Raw genomic sequence first — 24,478 nt, forward strand, 5'->3', positions numbered from 1 at the left:
TTATTTATAAAAAGATTTATAATATTTAGTAACATTAATATTTTTATGAGTGTAGTATGTCAAATTTTTCTATAATATACAAAATAGTAATAATTATAATCGGAGCTTTTGCTGTACTTAATGGTTTTTTTTATGATAATTTTAAACTTGACATAGAAACCGCATACTACTTCACATATCAAAGCAATATACTTGTGATAATTTATTTTATTTTAGACATTTTCAATATTATAAAGAAAAAAGAAACATTTTATCCAAGATTTAAAGGTGCTGTTACTATGTCTATAACAGTTACATTTTTAGTTTATCATTTTTTATTGGGTCCAACTTCGGGTAAATTAGAAGGCATTGATTATATTAGAAATATTATACTTCATTATATACTGCCTATTATGACTATTTTTGATTATATAATTTTTGATAAGAAAGGCATTTATGAAATAGTTGATCCTTTGCTTTGGCTTATAATACCGCTTTTATATTTTGTGTTTGTACTTATAAGGGCTAGAGTTGGAAGTCCTTTTTCAGATGGAAGTTATTATCCTTACTTTTTTGTTGATATAGATAAATACGGATTTAAAACGGTATTAAGGAATGTATTTTTTATCACTTTGTTTTTTGCTTTTTTGGGTTATATAGAATATTTTATTGACATGTTATTTAGTAAACATTATAAATAATTTTACTTTTATAAATGCTGCAATTAAATTCTAAATAATCTAAAAATGTTTATAATATTTTCATTTTATATATATAATTTAAACTATATTAAATACTTAAAATTTTTAAGTTTATCAATTTCAAGTTATACAAATCTTTATTATGAACGTTTTGTAAGTATCTTCCAACATGTATTATTTATTCTTATGATATGTTGCTCAAGATTAAGTTATATATAAAAGTTTGTCTTTGGAAATTTATGGTATACTATTATATAAAATAATTAATTTATTATATATTTAAAATATATTCTATTGGTTTATAAAAATATTTTATACTATTAATAAACAATAATTACATTCATAAATAACTAAAATTTGACAAATTATGATTGTTTAAGTATAATTATTAGTTTATAAAGTATTCATTATTAATGTGTATTATTTTTTTTAATTGAAGAATACTTTATAATTTTGATATTTATTTTTATTAAAATGATAATAAATAATAGTAAAGGAATAGTAAAATGGATCAATTTATAGATGTAGTAAACTTTGAAATAGAGGCAGGACATGGAGGAGCAGGAAGCGTAAGTTTCAGACGTGAGGCACATGTACCTATGGGCGGTCCAGACGGAGGCAATGGAGGAGACGGAGGCGATGTTATAGTAAGAGTTGATGCCAGAATAAACAGTTTCGGAAAGATAAAAAGCAGAAAAAGATTCAGAGCAAGAGACGGAGAGCCCGGAAGAGCAAGACTAAGCGATGGTAAAAAAGGCGATGATGTTGTTATAAGAGTGCCTATAGGAACAGTTATTTATGATGAAGATACAAATAATATATTAGCTGATTTACTTGAGGACGGACAAAGCTATACTGTTGCAAGAGGAGGCAAAGGCGGAAAAGGAAATAAATTTTATGCCACTGCCACAAATCAGGCACCAGATTATGCCCAGCATGGTTTGGACGGTGAAAAACTCAATATAAGACTTGAAGTAAAATTAATTGCTGATATTGGACTTGTGGGTATGCCTAATGCTGGAAAATCTAGTTTGCTTGCAAGACTAACAAGAGCAAATCCTAAAATTGCATCATATCCTTTTACTACTTTAACTCCTAATCTTGGTGTGTGCTATCTGGATTATGAAAGAAGTTTTGTTATTGCTGATATACCGGGTATTATTGAAGGAGCTAGCGAAGGGGCTGGACTTGGTCTTACTTTTTTAAGGCATATTGAGAGAACTGGTGCTTTATGTTTTGTTATAGATTTAACCGATGAAGATGTAGCAGATACTTATAAAAAGTTAAGAAATGAATTAAAACAGTACAGTAAAGAATTAATAAAGAAAAAGTCTATTATTGTACTAAATAAAACTGATATGCTTGAAGAAGATGAGATAAAAGAAAAGGTCAAATCTATAGAGAAAGCCGTAAAAAAAGAGTATAAAAATAACAAAGAAACTCATTATGAAGAGCCGGAAATATTTGCTTTGTCTGTATTTAGTTTGGAAGGTGATATGCTTGATAAGGTAATAAATGCATTTTATAAAGCCAATGAAGAGAGATACGATAATACAGCCAAACAAACAAAAGAGCCTTTACTTCTTAATCAGAATAAAGATAAATCAAAACTTAAAACAAAAAGAGTATTCGGACCTGTTATGTCAAAGAGACTTGGTAATTCTTTGGGAATAGATGTTATACCTCATAAAACATGCAGTTATAACTGTATATACTGTCAATTAGGTTCAGAAGAAAATACTAGAACATCTCTTCACAATTTTTATTCGGTTGATGAGATAATTTATGAATTAAAAGAGGCTTTGCTTAATAATAAAAATATTGACTATATAACATTTGCAGGTTCTGGAGAGCCTACTTTATATAAAGATTTAAAAAAACTTATTTATGAAATAAAACAGATAACTGATATCCCAATATGTATTATAACTAATGGTTCTTTGCTATATAAACAGGAAATGCGTTCTGATTTGCTTATGGCAGATTTGGTAATACCTTCTCTTGATGCTGGAAATATTGATACTTTTAAGATAATAGATCAGCCTAATAAAGAAATTGATTTTGATAAAATGGTTAATGGTCTTATAGAGTTTAGAAGAGTTTTTAAAGGAGAGTATTGGCTTGAGGTGTTTTTGCTTAAAGGTATTAACGACAGTAAAGAAGAACTTGATGATATAATAAAAATAGTAAACAAAATAAAACCAGATAAAGTTCAGCTTGTTACAGCTACTAGAAGAACTGCCAATGAAAAAGCTAAGGCATTGAATGATGAAGAGTTAGAAAAAGTAAAAAAATATTTTAATGCCAAATGCGATATTGAAATAGATGTTCCTAGTGTATCTGACAATGCCAAGGGAAATGTAAAAAAAATTACTGAAGAAGATATAATAAATTTATTAATAAGACACCCTGATACCTCTCATATGATAGCAGTAAGTTTCAATGAAGATGAAAATAGAGTGAAGGAATTATTGAAAAATTTAATAGAAAGCGGAAAGGTGCGTGAAGAGATAGTTAATGGAGTAGTTTCTTACGCTGCTAATATTTGATATAATTTTTTAAAATGCTATTGATTAAAAAATACGGATTTTATTATGAACTTTTATGATAATACTTATACATCTAAACGTAATGTTGTATTTGGAAAGAACATAGTTTCAACAAGCAATATACTAGCTTCAGAGGCTGGAATAGAGATTATAAAAAAAGGCGGTAATGCAGTAGATGCAGCAATAGCTTCAGCAGCTGCACTTACAGTTGTTGAACCCACTTCAAATGGACTTGGAGGAGATGCTTTTGCCATAATAAATTTTGAAAATAAAATGTATGCAATTAATGGAAGCGGATTTTCTCCAAAGAATTTGGATATTGATAAAATACTTTCATGTAATTTTGATAAAATACCTTTATACGGAGTTATTCCAGTAACTGTTGGAGGCATTCCATCAGTTTGGGCTCTTCTTATAAAAAAATTTGGTAAGTTAAAACTTATTGATGTGCTTGAGCCTGCCATTAGATATGCAAAAGAAGGATATGCTATTCAGCCTCAAGCGGCACTTGATTGGAAAGAGGCTTATAATATGTATTTAAATGCTTCTGATAATTTAAAAAAAGAAGAGTTTAAATATTGGTTTGATACTTTTACTTTTAATGGAAAAACTCCAAATCTTGGGGAGATAGTAAAACTTCCATATCATGCTAAAACTTTATATGATATAGGAAAAACAGATGCAGAGTGTATTTATAGAGGAGAATATGCTGAAAAAATAGATGCATTTATGAGAAAATACGGAGGATATTTATATAAAGAGGATTTAAATGAATATTATCCGGAGTTCGTTACTCCTATAACTACTAATTACAGAGGTTATGATATTTATGAAATTCCTCCAAACGGACATGGTATTACTGTATTAATGACTTTAAATATTTTATCAAATTTTGATTTTAAAGATTTAAGCGAATTAGAAAAAGTACATTATCAAATAGAGGCTTTGAAACTAGCTTTTACAGACACAAAAAAATATGTTGCAGATATTAATTATATGAAAACTTCTATTGAAGAAATGCTTTCAAAAGAATATGCTAAAAAAAGAGCTTCACTCATAAATAAAGACAAAGCATTAGAGCCTATAAATAATATATTCTCATCAGGGGACACTGTTTATTTAGCATCTTCAGACAGTTACGGAAATATGGTTTCATATATTCAGAGTAATTATACGGCTTTCGGTTCCGGAATAGTAATTCCAGAAACAGGTATAGCTTTGCAAAACAGAGGTGCTAACTTTTCATTAGATCCAAATTCTGATAATTTTGTATCAGCACATAAAAAGCCTTATCACACTATAATACCAGCCTTTATACGCAAAGATTCAAAACTTTACGGAGCATTAGGTGTAATGGGGGCTTTTATGCAGCCTCAGGGACATGTTCAGGTTATAAGTAATTTGATAGATTATGATTTAAATCCGCAGGCAGCATTAGATAAACCTAGATGGCAGTGGGTGGGTGATAAAAATATAGAATTAGAATATAATTTTGATAATAATATCTATAAAGAACTTTCATTACTTGGACATAATATAACAAAAAAAGATTATCTTACATACTTTGGGTATTTCGGACGCGGACAGATTATATTAAAAAATGATAATGGTGTTTATTTTGCCGGCTGCGATGGAAGGACTGATTCAGCTATAGCCGTTTGCTAGATTAAATCTAAAAAAGTAAAAAAATAACAAGCCTTTAAATAAATTAAAGACTTGCTAAAAGATTTTATATTTTAGGGACATTATTTCTTGTCTGGAAAAATTACACCTTTTTTGAGTATAATATTTGCATATATTTCAAGTTCGCTTGTAGCAGCAATAGCATAAACATTTTTGCATCTGTCATAATATGCAAATCTTTCCAGATATTCATAATTTACTTTTTGATGTTTTGCTATTATATCTTTGTATTTAATCCATACATCAGGTTCTCTGCCAAAATCAGCATTAGGCTGCATTAATACAACAGGGCTTTCTACGAAAGTATCCAATGGAAATAAAGGCATAATAGCTTTCAAAACAGTAGGTATATCTATTCCGTCAAGTCTTATAATTTTTTTTACATTATAATCATGAGAAGGAAAATTACCGTCAGCAAATAAAATTTCACTGCCATGCCCCATTTCACATAATATTTTTAATAGTTCTGGTGAAACAACAGGATCTATTCCTTTTAACATATTACTATTCCTTAAAATTATTTTTACAAAAGCCCCATTTAATATTATAGTACTAAATGGGACTTAAGAAAAATTATTATTACCTAGTTACTTTTCCAAATAAAGGTCCGAAATGTTTGCATGCTCTAAAGTCAGCACCTTCAGTATCTTTTGTACCAAATGCTTTCCATGCTTTAGGTCTGAATATTCTCTCTTCGCTTACATTATGCATACTTACAGGTATACGAAGCATAGAAGCCAATGTGATTAAATCAGCACCTATATGACCATAAGCAGCAGCACAGTGATTAGCCCCCCAATCATTCATAACAGAATAAACATCTTTGAAAGAGTCTTTTCCTGTAAGTATAGGAGCAAACCAAGTAGTAGGCCAAGTAGAGTCCGTTCTTTTGTTAATAGGGTCAAATATACTGTCGTCAATATTAACAGCATAACCTTCAGCTATTTGAAGTACAGGTCCAAACCCTTTAACTAAATTAAGCCTTATAATAGTCATAGGCATTTCACCTTTAGTTAAGAAAGTAGAAGAGAATCCGCCTCCTCTGAAGTATTCTCTGTTAGCAGGTGAGAATTGAGTTGCATCAAGACATTTTTTAGCTTCTTCTTCTGTAATATTCCAGTACTCTTTTAAAGCAGGGTTTCCATTAACTTTCTGTTCTCCAGTCCAGTCTAATGAAGCAGCACCAGAGTTTATCAAGTGAATTATACCATCTTTAGCTTTTCCAGTAAGCTCTTTACCAGTAACTCTTTTAACAGCTTCAGGACTCCAATAAGTTCTAACATCAGCGAATAGTTGAGATCTACTTGTTAATAAATGAGCAAACAACATAGAAAGACCATTCAAAGAGTCATTTTCAGTAGCAACAACATAAGGTTCTCTTATACCGTTCCAGTCAAAAGATGAATTAAGAATAGCTTCAGCAAAGTCTCCGTTAGGCATAAAGTCAGTCCAATGCCTTTGTCCTTGGAAACCACCAACTATAGCATTATGACCTTGAGCTTCTTCTATATATCCCATTTCAGCTAATTTAGGATTTCCTACCATTAAATCACGCATAATCATAGCCATTTTAATTGAAGTAGCCCATTCTTTTTCTTTTTGTTCATCAGTGGCTTTTACTTTATTGTTGTCAGAGCCGAATTTACATTGTTTAGCCCATTCCCATGCTTTTTTGAACTCTTCTTTATCATATATTTCTAGTTCTAATCTTCTTTTGATTTCGCTCATATCTACAAATTCAGTTCTCATTCCTAAATAGTCAAGTAAGAATTCAGCGTCAACCATAGAACCCATAATACCCATAGCAACGTAGCCCATACTTACATAAGATTGATCTTTCATAGTAGCAACAGCAAGACCAGCTCTTACAAATCTAAGTATTTTTTCTCTAACATCTTCAGGTATGTTTTCATCTCCTGCATCCTGAACATCTTTACCGTAGATTGAGAAAACAGGAAGTCCTAATTGAGTATGTCCGGCATCAGCAGCAGCCAAATAAACAGCACCGGGTCTTTCAGTACCATTGAAGCCCCATATAGCTTTAGGTATTGCTGGGGTCATATCAATAGTTTCAGAACCATAACACCAGCAAGGTGTAACAGTAAGAGTTAGTTTCACATTATTTTCATCAAATTTTTTCTGACATCTTGCAGCTTCAGCAACACCGCCTATAGTAGTATCAGAGATTACACATTCAACTTTTTCTCCGCTAGGGTGTTTTATATTTTCTTCTATAAGTTTTGCAGCTATTTTTGCCATGTTCATAGTGGTATCTTCAAGGGATTCTCTAACCCCATTTCTTCTTCCGTCTATAACAGGTCTTATACCAACTTTTGGTAAATTATTTTGCATTCTAAACATAATTGTTATAATTCCTCCTTAAATTTTATATAATTTTATTCGTATAATAATTTAGCTATTTCAGGATCGTCTATATTAGTTTTATCATACCATTTAGCACCAGTATCTATATTAGAAACAGATTCACCTTTAGAAGCTTTATATGCTAAAGTAACAGCCTGGAAACCAATGCTGTAAGGGTCTTGAGTAACAGAACCTTGTATTATTCCGTTTCTTATAGCATCTAACTGAGGTTTTCCAGAGTCAAATCCCATAACAACCAAATCTCCGCCGTCTTGAGCATCACCAACTATAGTGTTAGCAGCACCTGCTTCAGCACTTTTATATACTACTAAGAAACCTCTTGCCATAGCTTCATTAGATAAGTATATTCCTAAAACACTTTTACCTCTTAAAGCATTAACTTCATTAGCTATATCAGCTTCATTTTGAGTAGTAGGAACTATAACCTGTAAAGCATATTTTCCTGCAGTAGCAGCGTCTCCGTCAGCTAATTCAGTAAATCTTTTTACAAAACCTTCAGCTCTTCCTATACCAGTATCAGAGTTATCTAATTGAAGAACAGCTATTTTAGCTTTATTATCAGAAGTGAATGCAGCTATTCTTGTTTTTAAAGCTTCAAACATTTTATCAGCAACTATAGCAGCAGCAGCTCTGTTATCAGTAGAAGCAGTAGCAAGTACAGCACCTTGAGCTTGGTCTGGTAATATACCAGAGTCAAAACCTATTAGAGGTATGTTTTTTTCTTTTATTCTTTTAATCTGTTCAGTAAAATCCCCTGTTACAGCAGCAAAAGCTATAGCATCTGGGTTTTTATTAATTTCACTATCTAACAAGTCCTGCTGTATTTTTGAGTCAGATTCTGTTTCAGGACCAACAAAACTTATTTTTACACCATTTTGTTTAGCAGCAGCTTCGGCACCGTCTCTAACAGTTACCCAAAACTTGTGCTGGAATCCTTTAGATACAACAGCTATATACGGATCTTTGTTTCCGCAGCTTGATAACATAACTGTTAATCCTATTAAAGTAGTAGCTAGTAATAAAATTTTTTTCATTTTATTCTCCTTGTTTTTTATTTTTTATTTATTTTAATTTTTTCTTTTCTTCTATTAAACTATTAATTTTAGATTGTACTTCTGATATCTCTTTTGAATAGTCTTTACTATTATCAGATATCATATAATCTATTTTTATTCTAAAAGATTCTATTTCTTCTTCCAACTGTTCCATTCTCTCTTTTTTTACATCTGCTTTTTTAACTTTATTAGACATTTTTATTCTATAAACATCTATAAGTACAGCTATAATAACTACTATACCTATAGTAAAGTATTGGAAGAATTGTTCTACGCCTACAGAAGGAAGTCCTACTTTTAGTACAGACATTATATATACACCTATTATTGTACCTATTATAGAGCCAACGCCTCCGGAAAGAGATGTACCTCCTATAACTACAGCAGCAATTGCATCAAATTCATAACCTTGTCCAGCTCCCGGACTTATACTAGAATAACTAGCAGCAAAAGCCAAACCTCCTATACCGCAGAAGAATCCAGCTATTGTATATGCTATTATTTTCCATTTGTTAGTTTTTATACCAGAAAGTCTTGCCGCCTCTTCATTGCTTCCTAAAGCGAATATATATCTTCCAACTATAGTTTTAGTTAATACGATTATAGATATTATAGTAAATATGGCAAGCATTATAAAACCAGATGGGAAATTAGATTCTGTTGCATTAAATAATACTCTGAACCAGCCATACTGAGGATCTGTTATAGTAGGGTAGTATATAGTCTGAGATTTTGAAACTATACCTGATAAACCTTTAGTAACCATAAGCATACCCAAAGTAGCAATAAACGGAGGCAAATTAAAATATGAAATTAAAAAACCATTTATAAATCCGCCTAAAGTAGCAACAGCTATAACTATAATAAGCACAGCCCACATAGGAGTTTGAAAATTAGTTATCATTACACCGCCTACCATAGCAGCAAATAATGAAAGTGATCCTATAGACAAATCAATACCGCCAGTAATTATAACAAATGTTACTCCTATAGCTAAAAAACCTATAAAATATGAGTTTCTTAATATCAAAGAAAATGTATCAAAAGTGAAGAAATTTCTTCCAGCTATAACAAAAAATACATACAAAATAAGAAGAGCAACAATTGTTAAAAATTTTTGAAGTCCATTCTTCTTCAAATAAATTAATATATTTCTTGTCCTTCTTCTCATTTTAGCTTTGAAACATAGCTTTCCAGTAAAAGTATTGTTTTCGATATTGTACATATGATTCACTCCATTTTATTTTATTTTTATTATAGTTATTAGTCTATCTCATAGTTGCATATTTCATAATATCATCTTGAGTAGTTCCATTTATATCTAATTCTCCTGTTTTTTTACCTTCAGACATAACAAGTATTCTGTCGCTCATTCTAAGTATTTCAACTAAGTCAGATGAGATCATTATTATAGATTTACCCATAGATACTAATTGTTCCATAAGATTGTATATTTCACTTCTAGCTCCTACATCTATTCCTCTAGTGGGTTCATCAAATATTAATATTTTACATTCTTTTATGAGCCAATTTGCTATTACTACTTTCTGCTGATTACCTCCAGATAAGTTTTTTACTAATTGATTAATAGAAGGTGTTTTTATATTTAATGATTTTACTTCCTGCTCTGAAATATCTCTTACTTTTGAATTTTGTACCATAAGCATATTAGAAAACTTATCATAATTTCCCATCATAATATTTTCAAATACTGGAAGCCCTAATGCCAAACCGTATCTTTTTCTGTCTTCTGAAAGATAACCTATACCGCTTTTTATAGCATCTACAGGGGATTTTATTGATACCTCTTTTCCTTCGACAAATATTTTTCCGCTTTCAAATTTATCAGCACCAAAAATAGCCCTTGCTGTTTCTGTTCTTCCGGCACCCATAAGACCTGCAAAACCTAAAATTTCACCTTGTTTTAGAGAAAAACTTACATTCTTAACTACACCCGGTACAACTAAGTTCTCTACCCTTAATATTTCTTTTGCATCTTTTGATACTTTGCTTTCTGTTTTAGGTGTTTCATATATAACACGTCCGACCATCAAATTTACTATTTCATCTTTATTCGTATCCTTTGTAATTTTGGTGTCTATATATTCTCCGTCTCTTATAACTGTTATTCTGTCAGATAATATAAATAATTCATCTAATCTATGAGATATGTATACTATAGAAACACCGGAAACTTGTAAATCTTTTATAATTCTAAAAAGTTCTTTAGTTTCAGATTCTGTCAAAGCGGCAGTAGGTTCATCAAGTATTAATATCTTTGAGTTGTGAGTTAATGCTTTAGCTATTTCAACAAGCTGCTGCTTTCCTACTGTTAAAGAACCTATTTTGGCAGCTGGATTTATATCTACATTCATTCCTTTAAATATTTTATCCGATCTTTTTATCATTAATTTATCATCTATGAGTCCGAATTTATTCAATGGTTCATGACCTATAAAAATATTTTGTGCTGCAGTTAAATGATTCATTAAATTTAGTTCCTGATGTACTATTGATATCCCATTTTCTTCTGCTTCTTTAGGTCCTGATACTTCTAAAGGCTTGCCAAAATATTCTATACTGCCGGCATCTTTTTTATATATTCCAGATAAAATTTTCATAAGAGTAGATTTTCCAGCACCATTTTCACCTATTAAAGCCAATATCTCGCCTTGAATCAAAGAGAAATTAAAGTTTTTTAATGCATATACACCTTTAAATCTCTTTTCTATTCCAGTCATTTTTAAAATTATGTTATCACTCATAGAATAATTTAATCCTTAAGTTAAAATTTTTCATATGATTATATTCTAGTAAAAAAAAATAGCATAATCAATATTGAAATGTTTTTTTATATAAAAAAATTATTTTATTTTTATTTTTTTTAAATTTTTATTTTTTTGTTTAGAAAAATGTTTTATTTTTTAAAAAATAAACATTTTTTTATTGAATATGAAACAAAAATATATTATATTATAAATATATTAATATAAATGGTGCAGTTATATGACTAATAACAAATTTTACTCTATAGCCTGTGATTTTGGATCATCAGGAGGAAAAATTTTCCTTTCAAAATTTGAAAATGATAAAATGACACTGGAAGAAGTGCATAGATTCTCACTTACACCTATAAGAATTAATAATTATTATTATACAGATTTTATATATATGTATAATGAGCTTTTAAAAGGCATAAAGAAAGTTGCTGATATGGGAGTGCAGCCTTCATCTTTGGGGATAAACTCTTGGGGTGTAGATTATGCATATATAAATAAAAATGGAGAGCTTTTATCAAATCCTATAAATTATAGAGATACAAGAACTATCAATACAATAAAAAAACTTGAAAAAATAGGTTTGAATGCTAAAAAATTATATGGTATAACAGGTATATCATGCATGCCTTTTAACAGCATAATGCAGATATATGAAGACATAGAAAAAAGGGCTGATATAGTTAATAATGCAGAAAAATTATTATTTACTCCAGATTTGTTCTGTTATTTTTTGACTGGAAATATTTCTTCCGAATATACAATATCCTCTACTTCACAGCTTATAGATATTAATAAAAAGAATTGGTCTTCAGAAATTTTAGAAGCAATTAATTTTGACATTAATAAATTGCCTGTTTTAATTGAAGCTGGAACTAAAAAAGGTTTATTAAAACAAGAAATAGCGGATTATTTGGGATTAAAGCCTTTTGATATTATTGCAGCAGCCTCACATGATACGGCATCTGCAGTATTATCAGCACCAATTTTTAATGATACTTCTGCTTATTTGTCTTCAGGCTCATGGTCTCTTCTTGGGGTAGAATTAAAAGAACCTATACTTACAGATGAGGCTCTTGAAAATGGTTTTACAAATGAAATGGGCTACAATAATACTATAAGATTTTTAGAAAATATTAATGGGCTTTGGACTATACAGCTTTTGCAAAAAAAATATCAAATTTCTTTTAATGATATGGAAAAACTTGCAAGAGATAATATTAAAGATGAGCATAGAATAGATATTACAGACAATAGATTTTATAATCCAAAAGATATAGAAGATGAAATACTCAATTACTATAAAGATACTAATCAGTCAGATGTTTCCAAAGATTCAAAAGGTATTATTATAGCTTCTGTATATAATTCTTTGGCTGATAGTTATGCTAAATATATTGACAGTCTTAAAAAAATATTAAATAAAAATATTGATACTTTATGTATTGTAGGAGGCGGTACAAGAGATAAATTGATATGCGAGCTTACTAAAGAAAAAACTAATTTAAATGTTTATGTTGGTCCTATAGAATGTACTGCTGCTGGAAATATATTAGCTCAGTTTAAATCTTTAGGAATATTAAAAGATACTGAAGAGATGAGAAAATTAGTTGTAAATAGTTTTGAGATAAAAAAAATATAATAATATTATTTTAATTTTTAAGGAGAAAAAATGTCTAGTTCTGATAGAAAAGATTTATCTAAAAAGATAATAGATGCTTGTTTGAGCATGAGAATAGACGGAGTTAATCAGGGTACTGCTGGAAATATAAGTATAAGATTTGAAAATGGAATGCTTATTACTCCATCTGGAATGCCTTATGAGATTATGACTCCAGAGGATATTGTTTTTGTTGATGAGAATGGAAAAGCTGAAGATGACAAAATTCCTTCAAGCGAATGGAGATTTCATTTATCAATTCTTAAAGATAATCCTAATTTCAATGCTGTAATACACAATCATGCTATATATTCATCTACAGTTTCAATTTTAAATGTAGATTATATACCTGCAATTCATTATATGGTTGGAGTTGCAGGCGGAAATAAAATACCTTGTGCTAAATATGCTACTTATGGTACTCAGGAGCTATGTGATAATATATCTGAAGCTATGAAAGGTTATAAGGCTTGTATATTAAAAAATCATGGTTTGGTAGCTAGTGATGAAACTTTGGAGAAGGCATATCATGTTATGATGGAAGTTGAAAACTTAGCTAGATTATATATTGGAGTAAGAGGCATAGGTGATTTTTCTATTTTGCCGGATAGTGAAATGGAAGTTGTTTTAGAAAAATTTAAAAATTACGGACTTAATGTAAAACATAAAAATAAAAAGTAAATTTAATCTTCTTAATTATTAAAAATAAAAAAGAAGAATAATTATAAAAAATAAAAAATAATAGGAGAGTGTTATGGCTAGATATATTTTAAATGAAACAAGTTATTTTGGCATAGGCATAAGAAGCGAACTTGCTAATGAAATTAAAGCAAGAGGATTTAAAAAGGCACTTTTAGTTAGTGATAAAGTTTTAGATTCCTGCGGTGTTCTTAAAAAAGTAAAAGATGTTTTAGATGCCGCTAATATTTCTTATGATGTATTTTTAGATATTAAACAAAATCCTACTATAAAAAACTGTAAAGATGGTTTAGCAAAATTTAATGAATCAGGAGCTGACTTTTTAATTGCTGTTGGAGGCGGTTCAGTAATGGACGTTGCTAAAGCTATAGGTATTACTAAAAATAATCCTGATTTTGCTGATGTTAAATCTCTTGAAGGAGCGGCAGCTACAAAAAATAAAAGCGTACCTATTATGGCTCTTCCTACTACTTGCGGTACTGCTGCCGAAGTTACTATTAACTATGTAATCATCAATGAAGAAGAAAATAGAAAAATGGTTTGTGTTGACCCTAAAGATATACCTATAGCTGCTTTTGTAGATGCTGAGCTTATGGCTTCTATGCCTAACAGTCTTGTTGCTGCTACTGGTATGGATGCTTTAACTCATGCTATTGAAGGTTATATTACTAAAGCAGCTCATACTATTTCAGATATGTTTGAATATAAGGCTATGCAGCTTATATCAAAACATTTAAGAGGGGCTGTTAAAGATAAAAATATGACTGATATGGACGGTATGAGTATTGCTCAGTATGTTGCTGGTATGGGATTCAGCAATGTTGGTCTTGGTATTGTTCACTCTATGGCTCACCCGCTTGGAGCTATATTTGATATACCTCATGGTGTTGCTAATGCTGTACTTCTTCCAATAGTTATGGAATTCAATATGCCTGTTTGTATAGATAAATATGTTGATATAGCCGTTGCAATGGGGGAAAAAGTTGATGGATTAAGCAAAGAAGAAGCTGCTAAACTTGCTGTTGAATCTGTTAGAAAACTTTCTAAAGATGTTAATATTCCTGCTAATTTAAGAGAGTTAAATATTAAAGAAGAAGATTTGCCTAGACTTGCAAAAGATGCTTTGGCTGATGTATGTACAGGCGGAAATCCTAGAGATGTAACATTAGATGATATACTAGCTTTATATAAGAAAGCTTATTAATAATTAATTATATATTCTTAATATTATTTAGGGCTGAAGCTTTTATATAAGTTTCAGCCTTTTATATTTTTTATTAAATTTCTATTTTAAGTCCGTCATAGGCAGGATGCATATTTGAAGGGAGCTCTCTTTCTAAATGTCTATGCAAAACATCATGCGTCATATGAGTAAAATATGCTTTTTTTACTCCGAGTTTATCTGCTATATTTACAGATTCCTGAAGTGATAAATGAGTATGATGAGGTCTGTATCTTAAGCCATTTAACACTAGAATTTCTGTTCCTTCTATTAGCTTTAAACTTTCATCGCTTATACTACTAGCGTCAGTTATATAAGTAAAATTATTAAATCTATATCCTAATATATTTAAAATTCCATGTTTTACAGCAATTGGAGTAACTTTTATATCGTCAAAAAACATTTCATTTTCTATATGATGAAATACTACTTGAGGAAGCCCGCCTCCAATTTGAACTGGATTAAAAAAATAGTCGTACTTTTCTCTAAGTGTATCCATAGTATCTTTATTGCCGTAGCAGTCTATAGAAGTATGCATTATAAAGTTTAATGATCTTAAATCTACTATTCCAGAAGTATGGTCAGCATGTGCATGAGTATAGAATACTGCATTGAGACTTCCTATATTTTCTCTCAGCATTTGCTGTCTGAAATCTGCTGAAGTATCAACTATATAGTTTTTATTATTATGCTGAATAAGTATAGATGAACGTGTTCTTTTATCTCTCTTATCTCTGCTTTTACATACTTTGCATTTGCAGCCTATCATTGGTACGCCGTCAGAAGTGCCAGTGCCCAAGAACGTTATTAACATAAATTTGCACCTCCATTTATTATTATATATTTATATTATATAGTTTTTATTCTTAATATCAAGTTATTATTTTTTAATAAGCGGATATGATTTATATATATGACTTATGCATTTTATTAAAAATTATTAATTTTTATATTGTATTTACTGACAATTTTTTTTATTTTTGATTTATTATAAATAATAAGTATTTTTAAGGAGAGAAATAAAATGAAAAAGAAAATTGATGTTTTGGATTATGCTAATTATATTTTAAAAGAAATGAGAAGAGGAATTCTCATAACAACCAAGTCAAATGGAAAAGTAAATAGTGGGAAACTTTGGGAGTAGAGTGGAATAAAAATATATTTATAATTCTTATAAGAGAGAACAGATTTACAAGAACTATGCTTGATGAAAATCCAGAGTTTACAGTTAATATTGCTATGGATAAATCTGATAGAAATATTATAAAAGTATGCGGTACAAAATCTGGAAGAGATACCAATAAAGTAAAAGAACTCAATTTAACTTTAGAAGATTCAAATATTATTTCGGTTCCAGCAATAAAAGAACTTCCTTTAACTCTTGAATGCAAAGTTGTTTATAAACAGATACAGGATTCAAATAAAATACCAGAAGAGATAAGAAAGAAATTTTATCCTCAAGATGTTGAAATCAGTGCATCAGGAGCAAATAAAGATTTTCATATAGCATATTACGGAGAGATAGTTAACAGCTATATTATAGAGTAATTATAGTTTAATTTCTTAAGTATATATTAAAAAGTTCCGTATAATTTACGAAATCACTTGAATATAATGTTATTGAATTAGCTTTGAATGATAATTTACTAAAATATGAATTATTAATTTCTTCAATTTTTTCTTTTAATTTTTCATTGTTGTATACTCTTTTTACTCTTGCCAATGTTATATGAGATTTAAAATCTTTTTTGTCATATTCAAGATTTTCTATATTGTTTAAATTGTATCTCAATACTTTTACATATTTTTCTAATTCTTCACTTACCGCTTTTACAAATATAACACTTATATCTTTGAATTTATTTGTAAAGTATGAAATATTTTCAAATTTTATATTAAATGGAGTAGGGTAGGAGCTTATAACTTCTTTTTTTATTAATTCTATTTGAACCTCTTTTATATTATCAAAGAATGCTAATGTTATATGCATTTTATCTTTCGATACTTTTTTTAATTCTGCTATTTTTTCATCTATTTTTAAAATATTGGAATATTTGTTTTTTATCTCTTCATTTAAGTTTAATGCTAAAAATGCTCTCATACTATTACAACTCTATATATTTGTTTCATTTATTTTTATATATCAAGGCTTAATAGTTTAATTATCATATCCATTGTAACATCTTTATATAAAATTTTATTAGGTACTACATTTCCATTAACCTGCTTAGCATTTGTTTTTGCTTCATTAGTGTTTGCAGCAGCACTATTATCAATAAGTTCCATAATCATACTAGCTTTGTCCAAATATATTTTTTTATCATCGCTATATTTGAATGTTATATACATTTTTAAATTTAACGTAATATTATGTTCTATAGTGAAGAAATTATCTTTATAAACTATATTTCCTATAAGTCCTTCTATATTTAGATTAGAGCTTATAAAAGCTATAGTTCCAATATAATTGTACTTATTATTTTGTTCTATTTGAAACAGACTATAATAATACCAACTATTATTTTTTAATATTATCATCTCATAAGATGAGTTGTCAGTAAATCTAATCTTTCTTATAGCATAAACTGATAAATCTTTATTGTTTTTTAAATTTCCATCATCAGTAAAGTAATTTTTATTTATTTTCATTGGTTTATCATCAATATTTTGAGAATAAAGATTAAAAGAAAATATAATAACAGATATTAATACTAATCTTAGCATAGTTAGCATAGATAAAAAACTCCAAATTGTAATAAATGAAGTTATACCCTATAACCCTTTATTTGTCAATATTTAAATTAATGAACTTAAAATAAAAAAACCGTTCCTAAAATATTTAGAAACGGCTTATTATTTTTTAGTATATAATTTTTATGCTCCCATATCCATTATACCGTCATTAAGCATAGCATCATTATTGTCCGGCATATATGATGGGAAGTCATTAGGTGAAGAAGGTACTGTATTATTACCCGGATTGGATCTTGCTTCATATTTCTCTAATATTCTAGCAGCAACAGCAGCATCCATCAAACTTAAAAGATATGAAGTAGTACTGTTTCTTCCTTCAGCAGCAGCCATAGAATCCATTTCAAGAAGTACATCTATTACCAAATCATCAGAACCGTTTGCAGCTAGCTGATTAAGTAAAGCTACAGAGTTTTGAGGAGGCATACTGTTTATTTTGTTTGCTAAATCTGAAAGTACCAACTGATACTGTGAAGATTCGTCCATTGTTGCCTGATAATTAGACCAAGCATTTAATAAATTTTGTCTGTCTTGTTCTATCAATTCAGACTGAGTATTTAATTCTAATGCTCTGCTTGCTATTAATGATTCCTGAGCCTGTAAATCTTTTTCTCTTAAGTTAAAAGATTCTCTCATTTTATTTAGATCATCTCTTGCAAGTAGGGACATATCTTCCACTCTTTGCTTTTGAGTAAATCTGTTTAAAAATCCCGGTACATTAGGAGCTATTTTATTACGCATTAATGTGTAGTAATTCACAACTCCGAAGATATCAAACATATAGAGTAATGCTATAAATGCTATTAAATTGACTATAGTTAAAATTGCTATTTTAAATTTCATAACCCTTAATCACCTTATAATATTATTACAACATAATATAGATAAAACAATAATATGTCAACTAGATTTTGTTATCATAATTATTATCGTAATAATAAAATATTTAGTTATCATATTTTTTTGTTTTGTATAAATAAAAATAATAAAAAAGAGACTGTGTATTAACAGCCTCTTTTATATATGCCCTAATTTTTATGTTATTTTTTAAATATGCCTAGAGGTTTTCCAACAGGAAGTACAACTCTGCCTAAATTTTTGTTTAATACTCCAGCAGCAGCACCATAGAAACCTAATAATCCAGCAGCAAGTTCAGATATGCCAGCTATAATTTGAGTTTCTTTAACTGCTATTCCTAAGTAATTTAATGCCATAGCTATTAAAAGTACATCTACAGCAACAAATATTAAAAATAATACCTTATGAGCTTCAGCCGCACCAAAAGTTAAAGGTCCTACAAGAAATAAATAACCTATACATACTACTCCAAATTGTCTGAAGTCAATAGTACTTTTCATTTCTTCTCCGAATACTCCTAAAGTAGTGAGCCAAATAAAAGCTACAGCCATCCAGAATAATCCGAAAGCACCAAATACTGTTGCCCCAAATACATTTTCTTTTTTGAAGTCAATAATAGCAGCAACAAATTGTGTTATACAGCCAAGAAATATAGCCCAAGGAATAAGACCTGAAAATCCTGATGTAAGTCCCAATTTTTGTGTCGAAGCTACGAATGTTATTACTGCAAGCCCGAATAAACCGAATGGTGCTGGATCTGCAAGTGTTTGTGTTACTTTTACTTCATTGTTCATATATGAATACTCCTATATCCTATTTATTACCTAGTATAGAAAAAAAAAAGGCTATGTCAAATTTTACGCACATAAAATGATAAAAAATTTACAAAAAATATTAATTTATGTGATTTTTTTAGTTTTTTATTATATATTAATTCTAGTATAATTAATAGCAAGTAAATATTTAATAATATATATGTTTATATTTATATATATTTTATTTTATATTGAATTCACATGTAACTATAAAAAATGTAAACGGTTACTTTTTATTTGTGAATATATATGCTCATTTTGAAATTTATTGAGATATAATTTTGTAAGTTTATCATTTTATGACAATAAATATAATATTGATTATTTTATGTATATAAAATAGGCAGATAGTTTAGTTTGAACAAATTAAAAATTGTAAATATAAATTGATTAATTATATACTAAAATTTAATGATATATCTATACAGCTATAATTGATTAAGAATGAATTTTTTAAATTTAGAATATTTTTTTGCATTGTAACTTTAGAGGCATTAGTAATTTTAAATAAACTCAGTAAAAAAGCTGATAATACATTTATAAAAGCATATAAATTGGTAAAATATATTTGTTTATATAATAATAAAAAATATTTATGTAATAATCAATATTATTGTGTAAAATATTAAATTTGTTAAAATTATATATCAATAGTTTTTGAAACAATTATAATTATAAATTCAAAATGCTATTCAGTTCTTCTTAGCATTATCATACTTATATCATCAGATAATATGTTATCTGAGAAAGATTTTAATTCTTTTATTATACAATCTTTTATTACATTAACATCTTTATGCGAATGTTTTATAAATGTGCTTTTTAAAAGTTCATCTCCAAACATTTTGCCGTCTTTATCAAATATTTCATAAGCTCCGTCTGTAAATATAAATATGATATCATTATGATTTAGCTGTATTTCAGTTTCAGTATATTCTGTATCCTCCATCATACCAATTAGAGGTCCTCCTACATCGATTTCAATTATTTCATCTTTAGATTTGCATATGGGCTTTGGAGATCCTGCAGAGGAGCATATTAATTTTCCTGTTTCATTATTATATATTGCATAAAACACAGATGCAAATAAATTTTTGTCAAAATTTTCTCCTATAAAGAAATTATTCATCTGCCTTAAAAATTCAGCAGGCTGAGTATTTTTAGAATCCATAATAACATGTGAATCAAAAAAAGATTTTATCAGTATAGTGAGCATACTAGCTGCCACTCCATGACCTGATACATCGGCAAGAAGTATAGCATACCAGCCGTCATTAATAGATTTTATGCCGCTGTAATCTCCTGAAACTTCATTAGGGGCATAATGGAATATTGATATATCATTTTTTGGTATAGAAGTGTTTCCGTAGGAGAGAATAGATTTCTGAAGTTTTGAAGCATATTCAATATCCTGCTTTAATATGTTCATATACATAAGGTTAGATTCTATAGCCTTTTTTAGTCTTATATATGCTTTCATTTTTGCTAGTAATATATCAGTATCCATAGATTTAAGAAAAAAGCCGTCAGCTCCGCATTCATAAGATTTTAGGCATTCACTTTTATTGTCAGTTGCAGTTAAAAATAAAACGGCTATATTTTTGAGTATGTTATCATTTTTTATATGTTCAGACAGTCTTGAAGCACCTGAATTTGGAAGCATATAATCTACAAGTATGCAGTCTGGTATTTTATCATAAGCCATATTCATAGCATCTTCATATGATAATGCTATATAAGATAAATATCCGGATTCTTTTAAAAACTTCTGCAGAAAGCTTGCATAATCTATATTAGAATCTACTATTAAAACTTTTTCTGTTAAAATATTACTATTTTTCATATTAACTGCTTCTCAATATTTTAATGAACATATCTTCTAGCTTCTACATTAAATATCAAACCTATAGAAATAGAAAAAGTCCATATTGATGAACCTCCGCTGCTTATAAAAGGCAATGTTAATCCAGTAATAGGCATCATACCTACAACCATACCAATATTAATTATAACATGGCATAAAAACATGGCAATAACCCCAGATACTATTAATGCACCTAATCTATCTTTGGCAAAATATGCTGCCATAGTTCCGCGTATAAATATAACTGAATAGGCAAGTACTACTAAAGCACTTCCAACAAATCCCCATTCTTCGCATATATTTGAAAATATAAAGTCATTTACCTGCTGCGGTATGAAATTTAATTGCGATTGACTTCCGCTTAAAAATCCTTCTCCGAATAATCCTCCGCTTCCTACAGCTATGAGAGATTGTATAATATTATATCCTGAACTTAATCTAGTTAATTGAGGATTCATAAATACCAATAATCTTTGTTTTTGATACTCTTTTAAACCTATATCAAATATTAAGGCAGCACCCATACATAAAAATAATACAAAAAATGTAAATGATAGAAGACCCACATATTTACTGTTCATATAAAAATTAAGCGTAAGTAAAAGAGCAGATACAAAAAGGAATATTCCAGCCAAATATCCTATATATATTCTTTGAGATAAGAAGTTAAAAAGCAAATTATCTATATCATCAGACATTCTTTTATATTCCAAAAACATAGGTATTGAAAGCCCAACAACACCTATACTTATTAATGCTATAATATATCTGGTAGGAACTCCTCCCACAAAAAGCATTATAAATACTATAAAACAATATACTAATACAGTACCCAAGTCTGGCTGAAGCAGTACCAAACCTATAGGTATAGCAATAAAAACACCAGCCAAAGCAAAATACTTTATCTCTTTTATTTTGTCTCCTATTTGATCCAAATATCCTGCTAAAAATATTATAACTACAATTTTGCCGAACTCAGAAGGCTGCATACCAAATAACCAGCTGCTGCTGCCGTTTACAGTAGTTCCAACCCCCGGTATTAACACAAGTATAAGCACTCCAAGCATTGGTATATATAAAGACATTCTGTGTTCTGCTAATTTTGTATAGTTAATAAACATACTTATAAATATGAGTACAATTCCAGTAGCACAGAAGAATATAAATTTCAAAAACATCCAGCTAGTTTTACCAGATTCAGGAGAATATGTAGAAGAATATACAGCTATGGCACCTGCTGTCATTAAAAATATAACAGCTGCTAATATTTTCCAATCGAAGACAAATAATTTTTTTAATTCTTTTTTATCATTCATATTTTATCCTTTCATCTTCATTTGCATCTTTTTTATCTTCTTCTTTTTGCTGTTCACCATCAATATTTTCTGGATTTTCACCATTTTCCTGTTCTTCTTTCATTTTTTCTCTTGCTAATCTTATCTGCTGATAAATATACTGCATTCTAGCATATATAACGTTTCTAGCCTCAACAGCATTTTCTCCTCCTAATATAGAGCGAAGCATTGCAGTAGCAATAGGTCCTGCAGTAGCACCTCCGCCGCCGCCGCTATGCTCTAACATCACTGTAACAGCTACCATATCATCAGTAGGTCTAGGATTATAAGGTCCGAATATTGTTACCCAAGTATGGTCTTTACCTTGAGCATTCTGAGCAGTACCTGTTTTTGCTGCCAATTTTATATGAGGAGACCAAGCACCGTTTCTTGCTGTACCGCCAGATACCGCCATTCTCATACCTTCTTTTACTACTGTAAATATGTTCTTATCTATATCTAGCTTTTTGATTATAATTTTATCATTATTGTATATAACCTCATCAGTCTGAGAACTTCTTATTTCTTTAACAACATGAGGTCTGTACATAACTCCGTCATTAATTATAGCTGAAGTAGACATATGTACAGCTATAGGGGTAGCAGACATGTATCCCTGACCTATAACATACTGAATAGTGTCTCCGTCCCACCAATATTCGCCAATTTTTCTTCTTTTCCAATCGGCACTAGGAACGACTCCAACTTTTTCACCAGGTAAGTCTATACCTGTAATGTCTCCGAAACCTAGCATTTCAGCGTATCTTTTTATAAAGTTAGGACCAAGCTCATATGCCAAGTTGTAGAAATATGTATTGCATGAGAACTGAATGGCCCTGTACATATTTACATAACCATGCTGACCAGTACATCTGTAGAACCTATTTTCAAGAAGCATACCGCCTCCGCAGTATCTTGTAGTATTTACTCCTATTCTTTTTTCAGCTAAGGCTCCTACAGCTGTAACTAGTTTGAATGTTGAAGCTGGTGGGTATCTTCCTCTTATAGCTTTGTTCCAGAATGGATTTGCAGGGTTGTTAATAAGTTCTGCATACTTTTGTCTGTCTATTTTACCTATAAATATATTAGGATCATACCAAGGAGAGCTTACCATTGCTAATATTTCGCCTGTAGTAGGTTTTGATACTATTACAGTTCCTACTTGTCCTCTTATTAGGTCTTCAGCATCCTTTTGTATTTTAGAATCTATGCTTAATATAAGTTTTTTTCCCGGTATAGGCTTTCCTATTGCAGGACTTATAGTCTCTTTTACTCTGTTTCTTGAGTCTACTATCCACTGAACATAACCGTCTATTCCTCTAAGTTCTTTATCATAAAATTGTTCAACACCTTCTTTACCTATTACGCTGTTTCTTCTGTATCCCTCTGCCTGTTTGCTTTCAAACTCTTCCTGTGATATGTTTCCTATATATCCAAGTACATGCGTCATAGTTTCGCCAAGAGGGTAGTGTCTTACCGATTTGCTGCCGTAATAAACCCCTGGATATTCTTCAGATCTCTCCGCTAAATAACTCATTTGTGCCATGCTTATATTTTCTGATATCTCTACTGATTCATAGCTGTTTTTTGATACTTTCTCTAAACTTGATTTTATATGTCCTAAATCTATATTAAATACTTTTGAAACTCTGTATAATAATTCCTCTCTCTCAAAATAATTTTTTGGAAGATAAACTGGTATCATATACATTGTGTATGTTTTTATATTTTCAGCTACTATAATACCGTTTCTGTCATAAATTTCACCTCTGTATGCATCTATAGGTATTATCTGTTCTTTATTATTTCTTGCCAAACTGTCATAATGTTCATTTTGTATTATCTGAAGATAAAATAATCTTAATAACAGCAATGTTGTTACAAGTACTGATATTATAAATACAACTATTAATCTTTTTCTATATTTGAAGTCTTCGCTTATAATTTTTTTGTCTTTATTTAATTCTATTTCTAAAAAATTCATGCATAAACCTTCTTAATAATTATTAATTAATATAAGTAATATTATACTAACAAAAAATTTTTATCAATACTATAAGTAACGGTATTTTTTACTGTATTATTAATATTATTAGTTTATTTATATAATTTATATAATTTATATAATAATAGAATGTTTCAGCAT

20 protein-coding genes are annotated in these 24,478 nt (G+C 29.4%); 7 read left to right on the forward strand and 13 right to left on the reverse strand.

The genetic code is table 11. The features are described 5' to 3' along the window. Nucleotides 1-56 precede the first annotated feature (56 nt). From BMUR_RS12430 to BMUR_RS12440, 3 genes are all read left to right on the forward strand, one after another. The gene (locus BMUR_RS12430) at nt 57-680 is read left to right on the forward strand and encodes a Pr6Pr family membrane protein (protein ID WP_013114893.1); all 624 of its coding nucleotides are present in this window, start codon (nt 57-59) and stop codon (nt 678-680) included. Between the two features lie 506 nt (nt 681-1,186). Continuing rightward, nucleotides 1,187-3,229, forward strand: a complete 2,043-nt coding sequence (gene obgE / locus BMUR_RS12435) for a GTPase ObgE (RefSeq protein WP_013114894.1) — start codon at nt 1,187-1,189, stop codon at nt 3,227-3,229. Between the two features lie 45 nt (nt 3,230-3,274). Then, complete coding sequence (locus BMUR_RS12440; RefSeq protein WP_013114895.1) at nt 3,275-4,894, forward strand: gamma-glutamyltransferase family protein; 1,620 nt, start codon at nt 3,275-3,277, stop codon at nt 4,892-4,894. An 80-nt stretch (nt 4,895-4,974) separates the two neighbouring features. Here the strand turns inward: BMUR_RS12440 and BMUR_RS12445 are convergent, their stop codons facing one another. From BMUR_RS12445 to BMUR_RS12465, 5 genes are all read right to left on the reverse strand, one after another. Further along, nucleotides 4,975-5,412 (reverse strand): RbsD/FucU family protein, encoded by a 438-nt coding sequence (locus BMUR_RS12445; protein WP_013114896.1) that lies wholly within the window; start codon nt 5,410-5,412, stop codon nt 4,975-4,977. 79 nt (nt 5,413-5,491) lie between these two features. Then, complete coding sequence (locus BMUR_RS12450; protein WP_013114897.1) at nt 5,492-7,273, reverse strand: L-fucose isomerase; 1,782 nt, start codon at nt 7,271-7,273, stop codon at nt 5,492-5,494. Nucleotides 7,274-7,308: 35 nt separating this feature from the next. After that, nucleotides 7,309-8,331 (reverse strand): ABC transporter substrate-binding protein, encoded by a 1,023-nt coding sequence (locus BMUR_RS12455; RefSeq protein WP_013114898.1) that lies wholly within the window; start codon nt 8,329-8,331, stop codon nt 7,309-7,311. 28 nt (nt 8,332-8,359) lie between these two features. Next, entirely contained in the window at nt 8,360-9,577 is a 1,218-nt protein-coding gene (locus BMUR_RS12460; RefSeq protein ID WP_013114899.1) for an ABC transporter permease subunit, read from the reverse strand. 43 nt (nt 9,578-9,620) lie between these two features. Beyond that, nucleotides 9,621-11,117: a sugar ABC transporter ATP-binding protein gene (locus BMUR_RS12465; RefSeq protein ID WP_013114900.1), complete on the reverse strand. Its 1,497-nt coding sequence runs from the start codon at nt 11,115-11,117 to the stop codon at nt 9,621-9,623. Between the two features lie 241 nt (nt 11,118-11,358). Between BMUR_RS12465 and BMUR_RS12470 the strand changes: the two genes are divergently transcribed. From BMUR_RS12470 to fucO, 3 genes are all read left to right on the forward strand, one after another. Then, nucleotides 11,359-12,771: a rhamnulokinase gene (locus tag BMUR_RS12470; RefSeq protein WP_013114901.1), complete on the forward strand. Its 1,413-nt coding sequence runs from the start codon at nt 11,359-11,361 to the stop codon at nt 12,769-12,771. 30 nt (nt 12,772-12,801) lie between these two features. Next, nucleotides 12,802-13,470, forward strand: a complete 669-nt coding sequence (locus tag BMUR_RS12475) for an L-fuculose-phosphate aldolase (protein WP_013114902.1) — start codon at nt 12,802-12,804, stop codon at nt 13,468-13,470. 73 nt (nt 13,471-13,543) lie between these two features. Continuing rightward, on the forward strand, nt 13,544-14,692 hold the full coding sequence (gene fucO / locus BMUR_RS12480; protein ID WP_013114903.1) for a lactaldehyde reductase: 1,149 nt from the start codon (nt 13,544-13,546) through the stop codon (nt 14,690-14,692). 73 nt (nt 14,693-14,765) lie between these two features. Here the strand turns inward: fucO and BMUR_RS12485 are convergent, their stop codons facing one another. Beyond that, nucleotides 14,766-15,524 (reverse strand): MBL fold metallo-hydrolase, encoded by a 759-nt coding sequence (locus BMUR_RS12485; protein WP_013114904.1) that lies wholly within the window; start codon nt 15,522-15,524, stop codon nt 14,766-14,768. A gap of 320 nt (nt 15,525-15,844) precedes the next feature. On the opposite strand from BMUR_RS12485, the gene BMUR_RS12490 reads away from it, so the two are divergent. After that, nucleotides 15,845-16,258: a flavin reductase family protein gene (locus BMUR_RS12490; RefSeq protein ID WP_244833454.1), complete on the forward strand. Its 414-nt coding sequence runs from the start codon at nt 15,845-15,847 to the stop codon at nt 16,256-16,258. 7 nt (nt 16,259-16,265) lie between these two features. On the opposite strand, the gene thpR is transcribed toward BMUR_RS12490, so the two are convergent. The 7 genes from thpR to mrdA form a co-directional block, all read right to left on the reverse strand. Then, a complete protein-coding gene (gene thpR, locus BMUR_RS12495; protein WP_013114905.1) occupies nt 16,266-16,811 on the reverse strand; it encodes an RNA 2',3'-cyclic phosphodiesterase in 546 nt (181 codons plus the stop codon). 35 nt (nt 16,812-16,846) lie between these two features. Continuing rightward, nucleotides 16,847-17,443, reverse strand: coding sequence for a hypothetical protein (locus BMUR_RS12500; RefSeq protein ID WP_013114906.1), 597 nt, complete (start codon nt 17,441-17,443; stop codon nt 16,847-16,849). Nucleotides 17,444-17,584: 141 nt separating this feature from the next. Then, entirely contained in the window at nt 17,585-18,304 is a 720-nt protein-coding gene (locus BMUR_RS12505) for a periplasmic-type flagellar collar protein FlbB (RefSeq protein ID WP_013114907.1), read from the reverse strand. Between the two features lie 197 nt (nt 18,305-18,501). Then, on the reverse strand, nt 18,502-19,113 hold the full coding sequence (locus BMUR_RS12510; protein ID WP_013114908.1) for an acetate uptake transporter: 612 nt from the start codon (nt 19,111-19,113) through the stop codon (nt 18,502-18,504). Nucleotides 19,114-19,822: 709 nt separating this feature from the next. Beyond that, entirely contained in the window at nt 19,823-20,977 is a 1,155-nt protein-coding gene (locus tag BMUR_RS12515) for a SpoIIE family protein phosphatase (RefSeq protein ID WP_013114909.1), read from the reverse strand. A 20-nt stretch (nt 20,978-20,997) separates the two neighbouring features. Beyond that, nucleotides 20,998-22,314, reverse strand: coding sequence for an FtsW/RodA/SpoVE family cell cycle protein (locus BMUR_RS12520; RefSeq protein ID WP_013114910.1), 1,317 nt, complete (start codon nt 22,312-22,314; stop codon nt 20,998-21,000). Next, nucleotides 22,307-24,316 (reverse strand): penicillin-binding protein 2, encoded by a 2,010-nt coding sequence (gene mrdA, locus BMUR_RS12525; protein WP_013114911.1) that lies wholly within the window; start codon nt 24,314-24,316, stop codon nt 22,307-22,309. The genes BMUR_RS12520 and mrdA overlap by 8 nt, the downstream gene beginning before the upstream one ends. Between the last annotated feature and the right edge of the window lie 162 nt (nt 24,317-24,478).

It is taken from the genome of Brachyspira murdochii DSM 12563 (assembly GCF_000092845.1).
Taxonomy (GTDB): Bacteria; Spirochaetota; Brachyspiria; order Brachyspirales; family Brachyspiraceae; genus Brachyspira; species Brachyspira murdochii.

Excerpts from the sequence above, each read along its gene's own strand:
- obgE (WP_013114894.1), top strand. The coding sequence starts at position 1,187 with ATGGATCAATTTATAGATGTAGTAAACTTTGAAATAGAGGCAGGACAT.
- thpR (WP_013114905.1), bottom strand. The coding sequence starts at position 16,811 with ATGAGAGCATTTTTAGCATTAAACTTAAATGAAGAGATAAAAAACAAA.
- BMUR_RS12460 (WP_013114899.1), bottom strand. The coding sequence starts at position 9,577 with ATGTACAATATCGAAAACAATACTTTTACTGGAAAGCTATGTTTCAAA.
- BMUR_RS12455 (WP_013114898.1), bottom strand. The coding sequence starts at position 8,331 with ATGAAAAAAATTTTATTACTAGCTACTACTTTAATAGGATTAACAGTT.
- BMUR_RS12475 (WP_013114902.1), top strand. The coding sequence starts at position 12,802 with ATGTCTAGTTCTGATAGAAAAGATTTATCTAAAAAGATAATAGATGCT.
- BMUR_RS12500 (WP_013114906.1), bottom strand. The coding sequence starts at position 17,443 with ATGCTAACTATGCTAAGATTAGTATTAATATCTGTTATTATATTTTCT.
- BMUR_RS12470 (WP_013114901.1), top strand. The coding sequence starts at position 11,359 with ATGACTAATAACAAATTTTACTCTATAGCCTGTGATTTTGGATCATCA.
- BMUR_RS12440 (WP_013114895.1), top strand. The coding sequence starts at position 3,275 with ATGAACTTTTATGATAATACTTATACATCTAAACGTAATGTTGTATTT.
- BMUR_RS12450 (WP_013114897.1), bottom strand. The coding sequence starts at position 7,273 with ATGTTTAGAATGCAAAATAATTTACCAAAAGTTGGTATAAGACCTGTT.
- BMUR_RS12515 (WP_013114909.1), bottom strand. The coding sequence starts at position 20,977 with ATGAAAAATAGTAATATTTTAACAGAAAAAGTTTTAATAGTAGATTCT.
- BMUR_RS12430 (WP_013114893.1), top strand. The coding sequence starts at position 57 with ATGTCAAATTTTTCTATAATATACAAAATAGTAATAATTATAATCGGA.
- BMUR_RS12505 (WP_013114907.1), bottom strand. The coding sequence starts at position 18,304 with ATGAAATTTAAAATAGCAATTTTAACTATAGTCAATTTAATAGCATTT.
- BMUR_RS12510 (WP_013114908.1), bottom strand. The coding sequence starts at position 19,113 with ATGAACAATGAAGTAAAAGTAACACAAACACTTGCAGATCCAGCACCA.
- mrdA (WP_013114911.1), bottom strand. The coding sequence starts at position 24,316 with ATGAATTTTTTAGAAATAGAATTAAATAAAGACAAAAAAATTATAAGC.
- BMUR_RS12445 (WP_013114896.1), bottom strand. The coding sequence starts at position 5,412 with ATGTTAAAAGGAATAGATCCTGTTGTTTCACCAGAACTATTAAAAATA.
- BMUR_RS12465 (WP_013114900.1), bottom strand. The coding sequence starts at position 11,117 with ATGAGTGATAACATAATTTTAAAAATGACTGGAATAGAAAAGAGATTT.
- BMUR_RS12485 (WP_013114904.1), bottom strand. The coding sequence starts at position 15,524 with ATGTTAATAACGTTCTTGGGCACTGGCACTTCTGACGGCGTACCAATG.
- BMUR_RS12520 (WP_013114910.1), bottom strand. The coding sequence starts at position 22,314 with ATGAATGATAAAAAAGAATTAAAAAAATTATTTGTCTTCGATTGGAAA.
- fucO (WP_013114903.1), top strand. The coding sequence starts at position 13,544 with ATGGCTAGATATATTTTAAATGAAACAAGTTATTTTGGCATAGGCATA.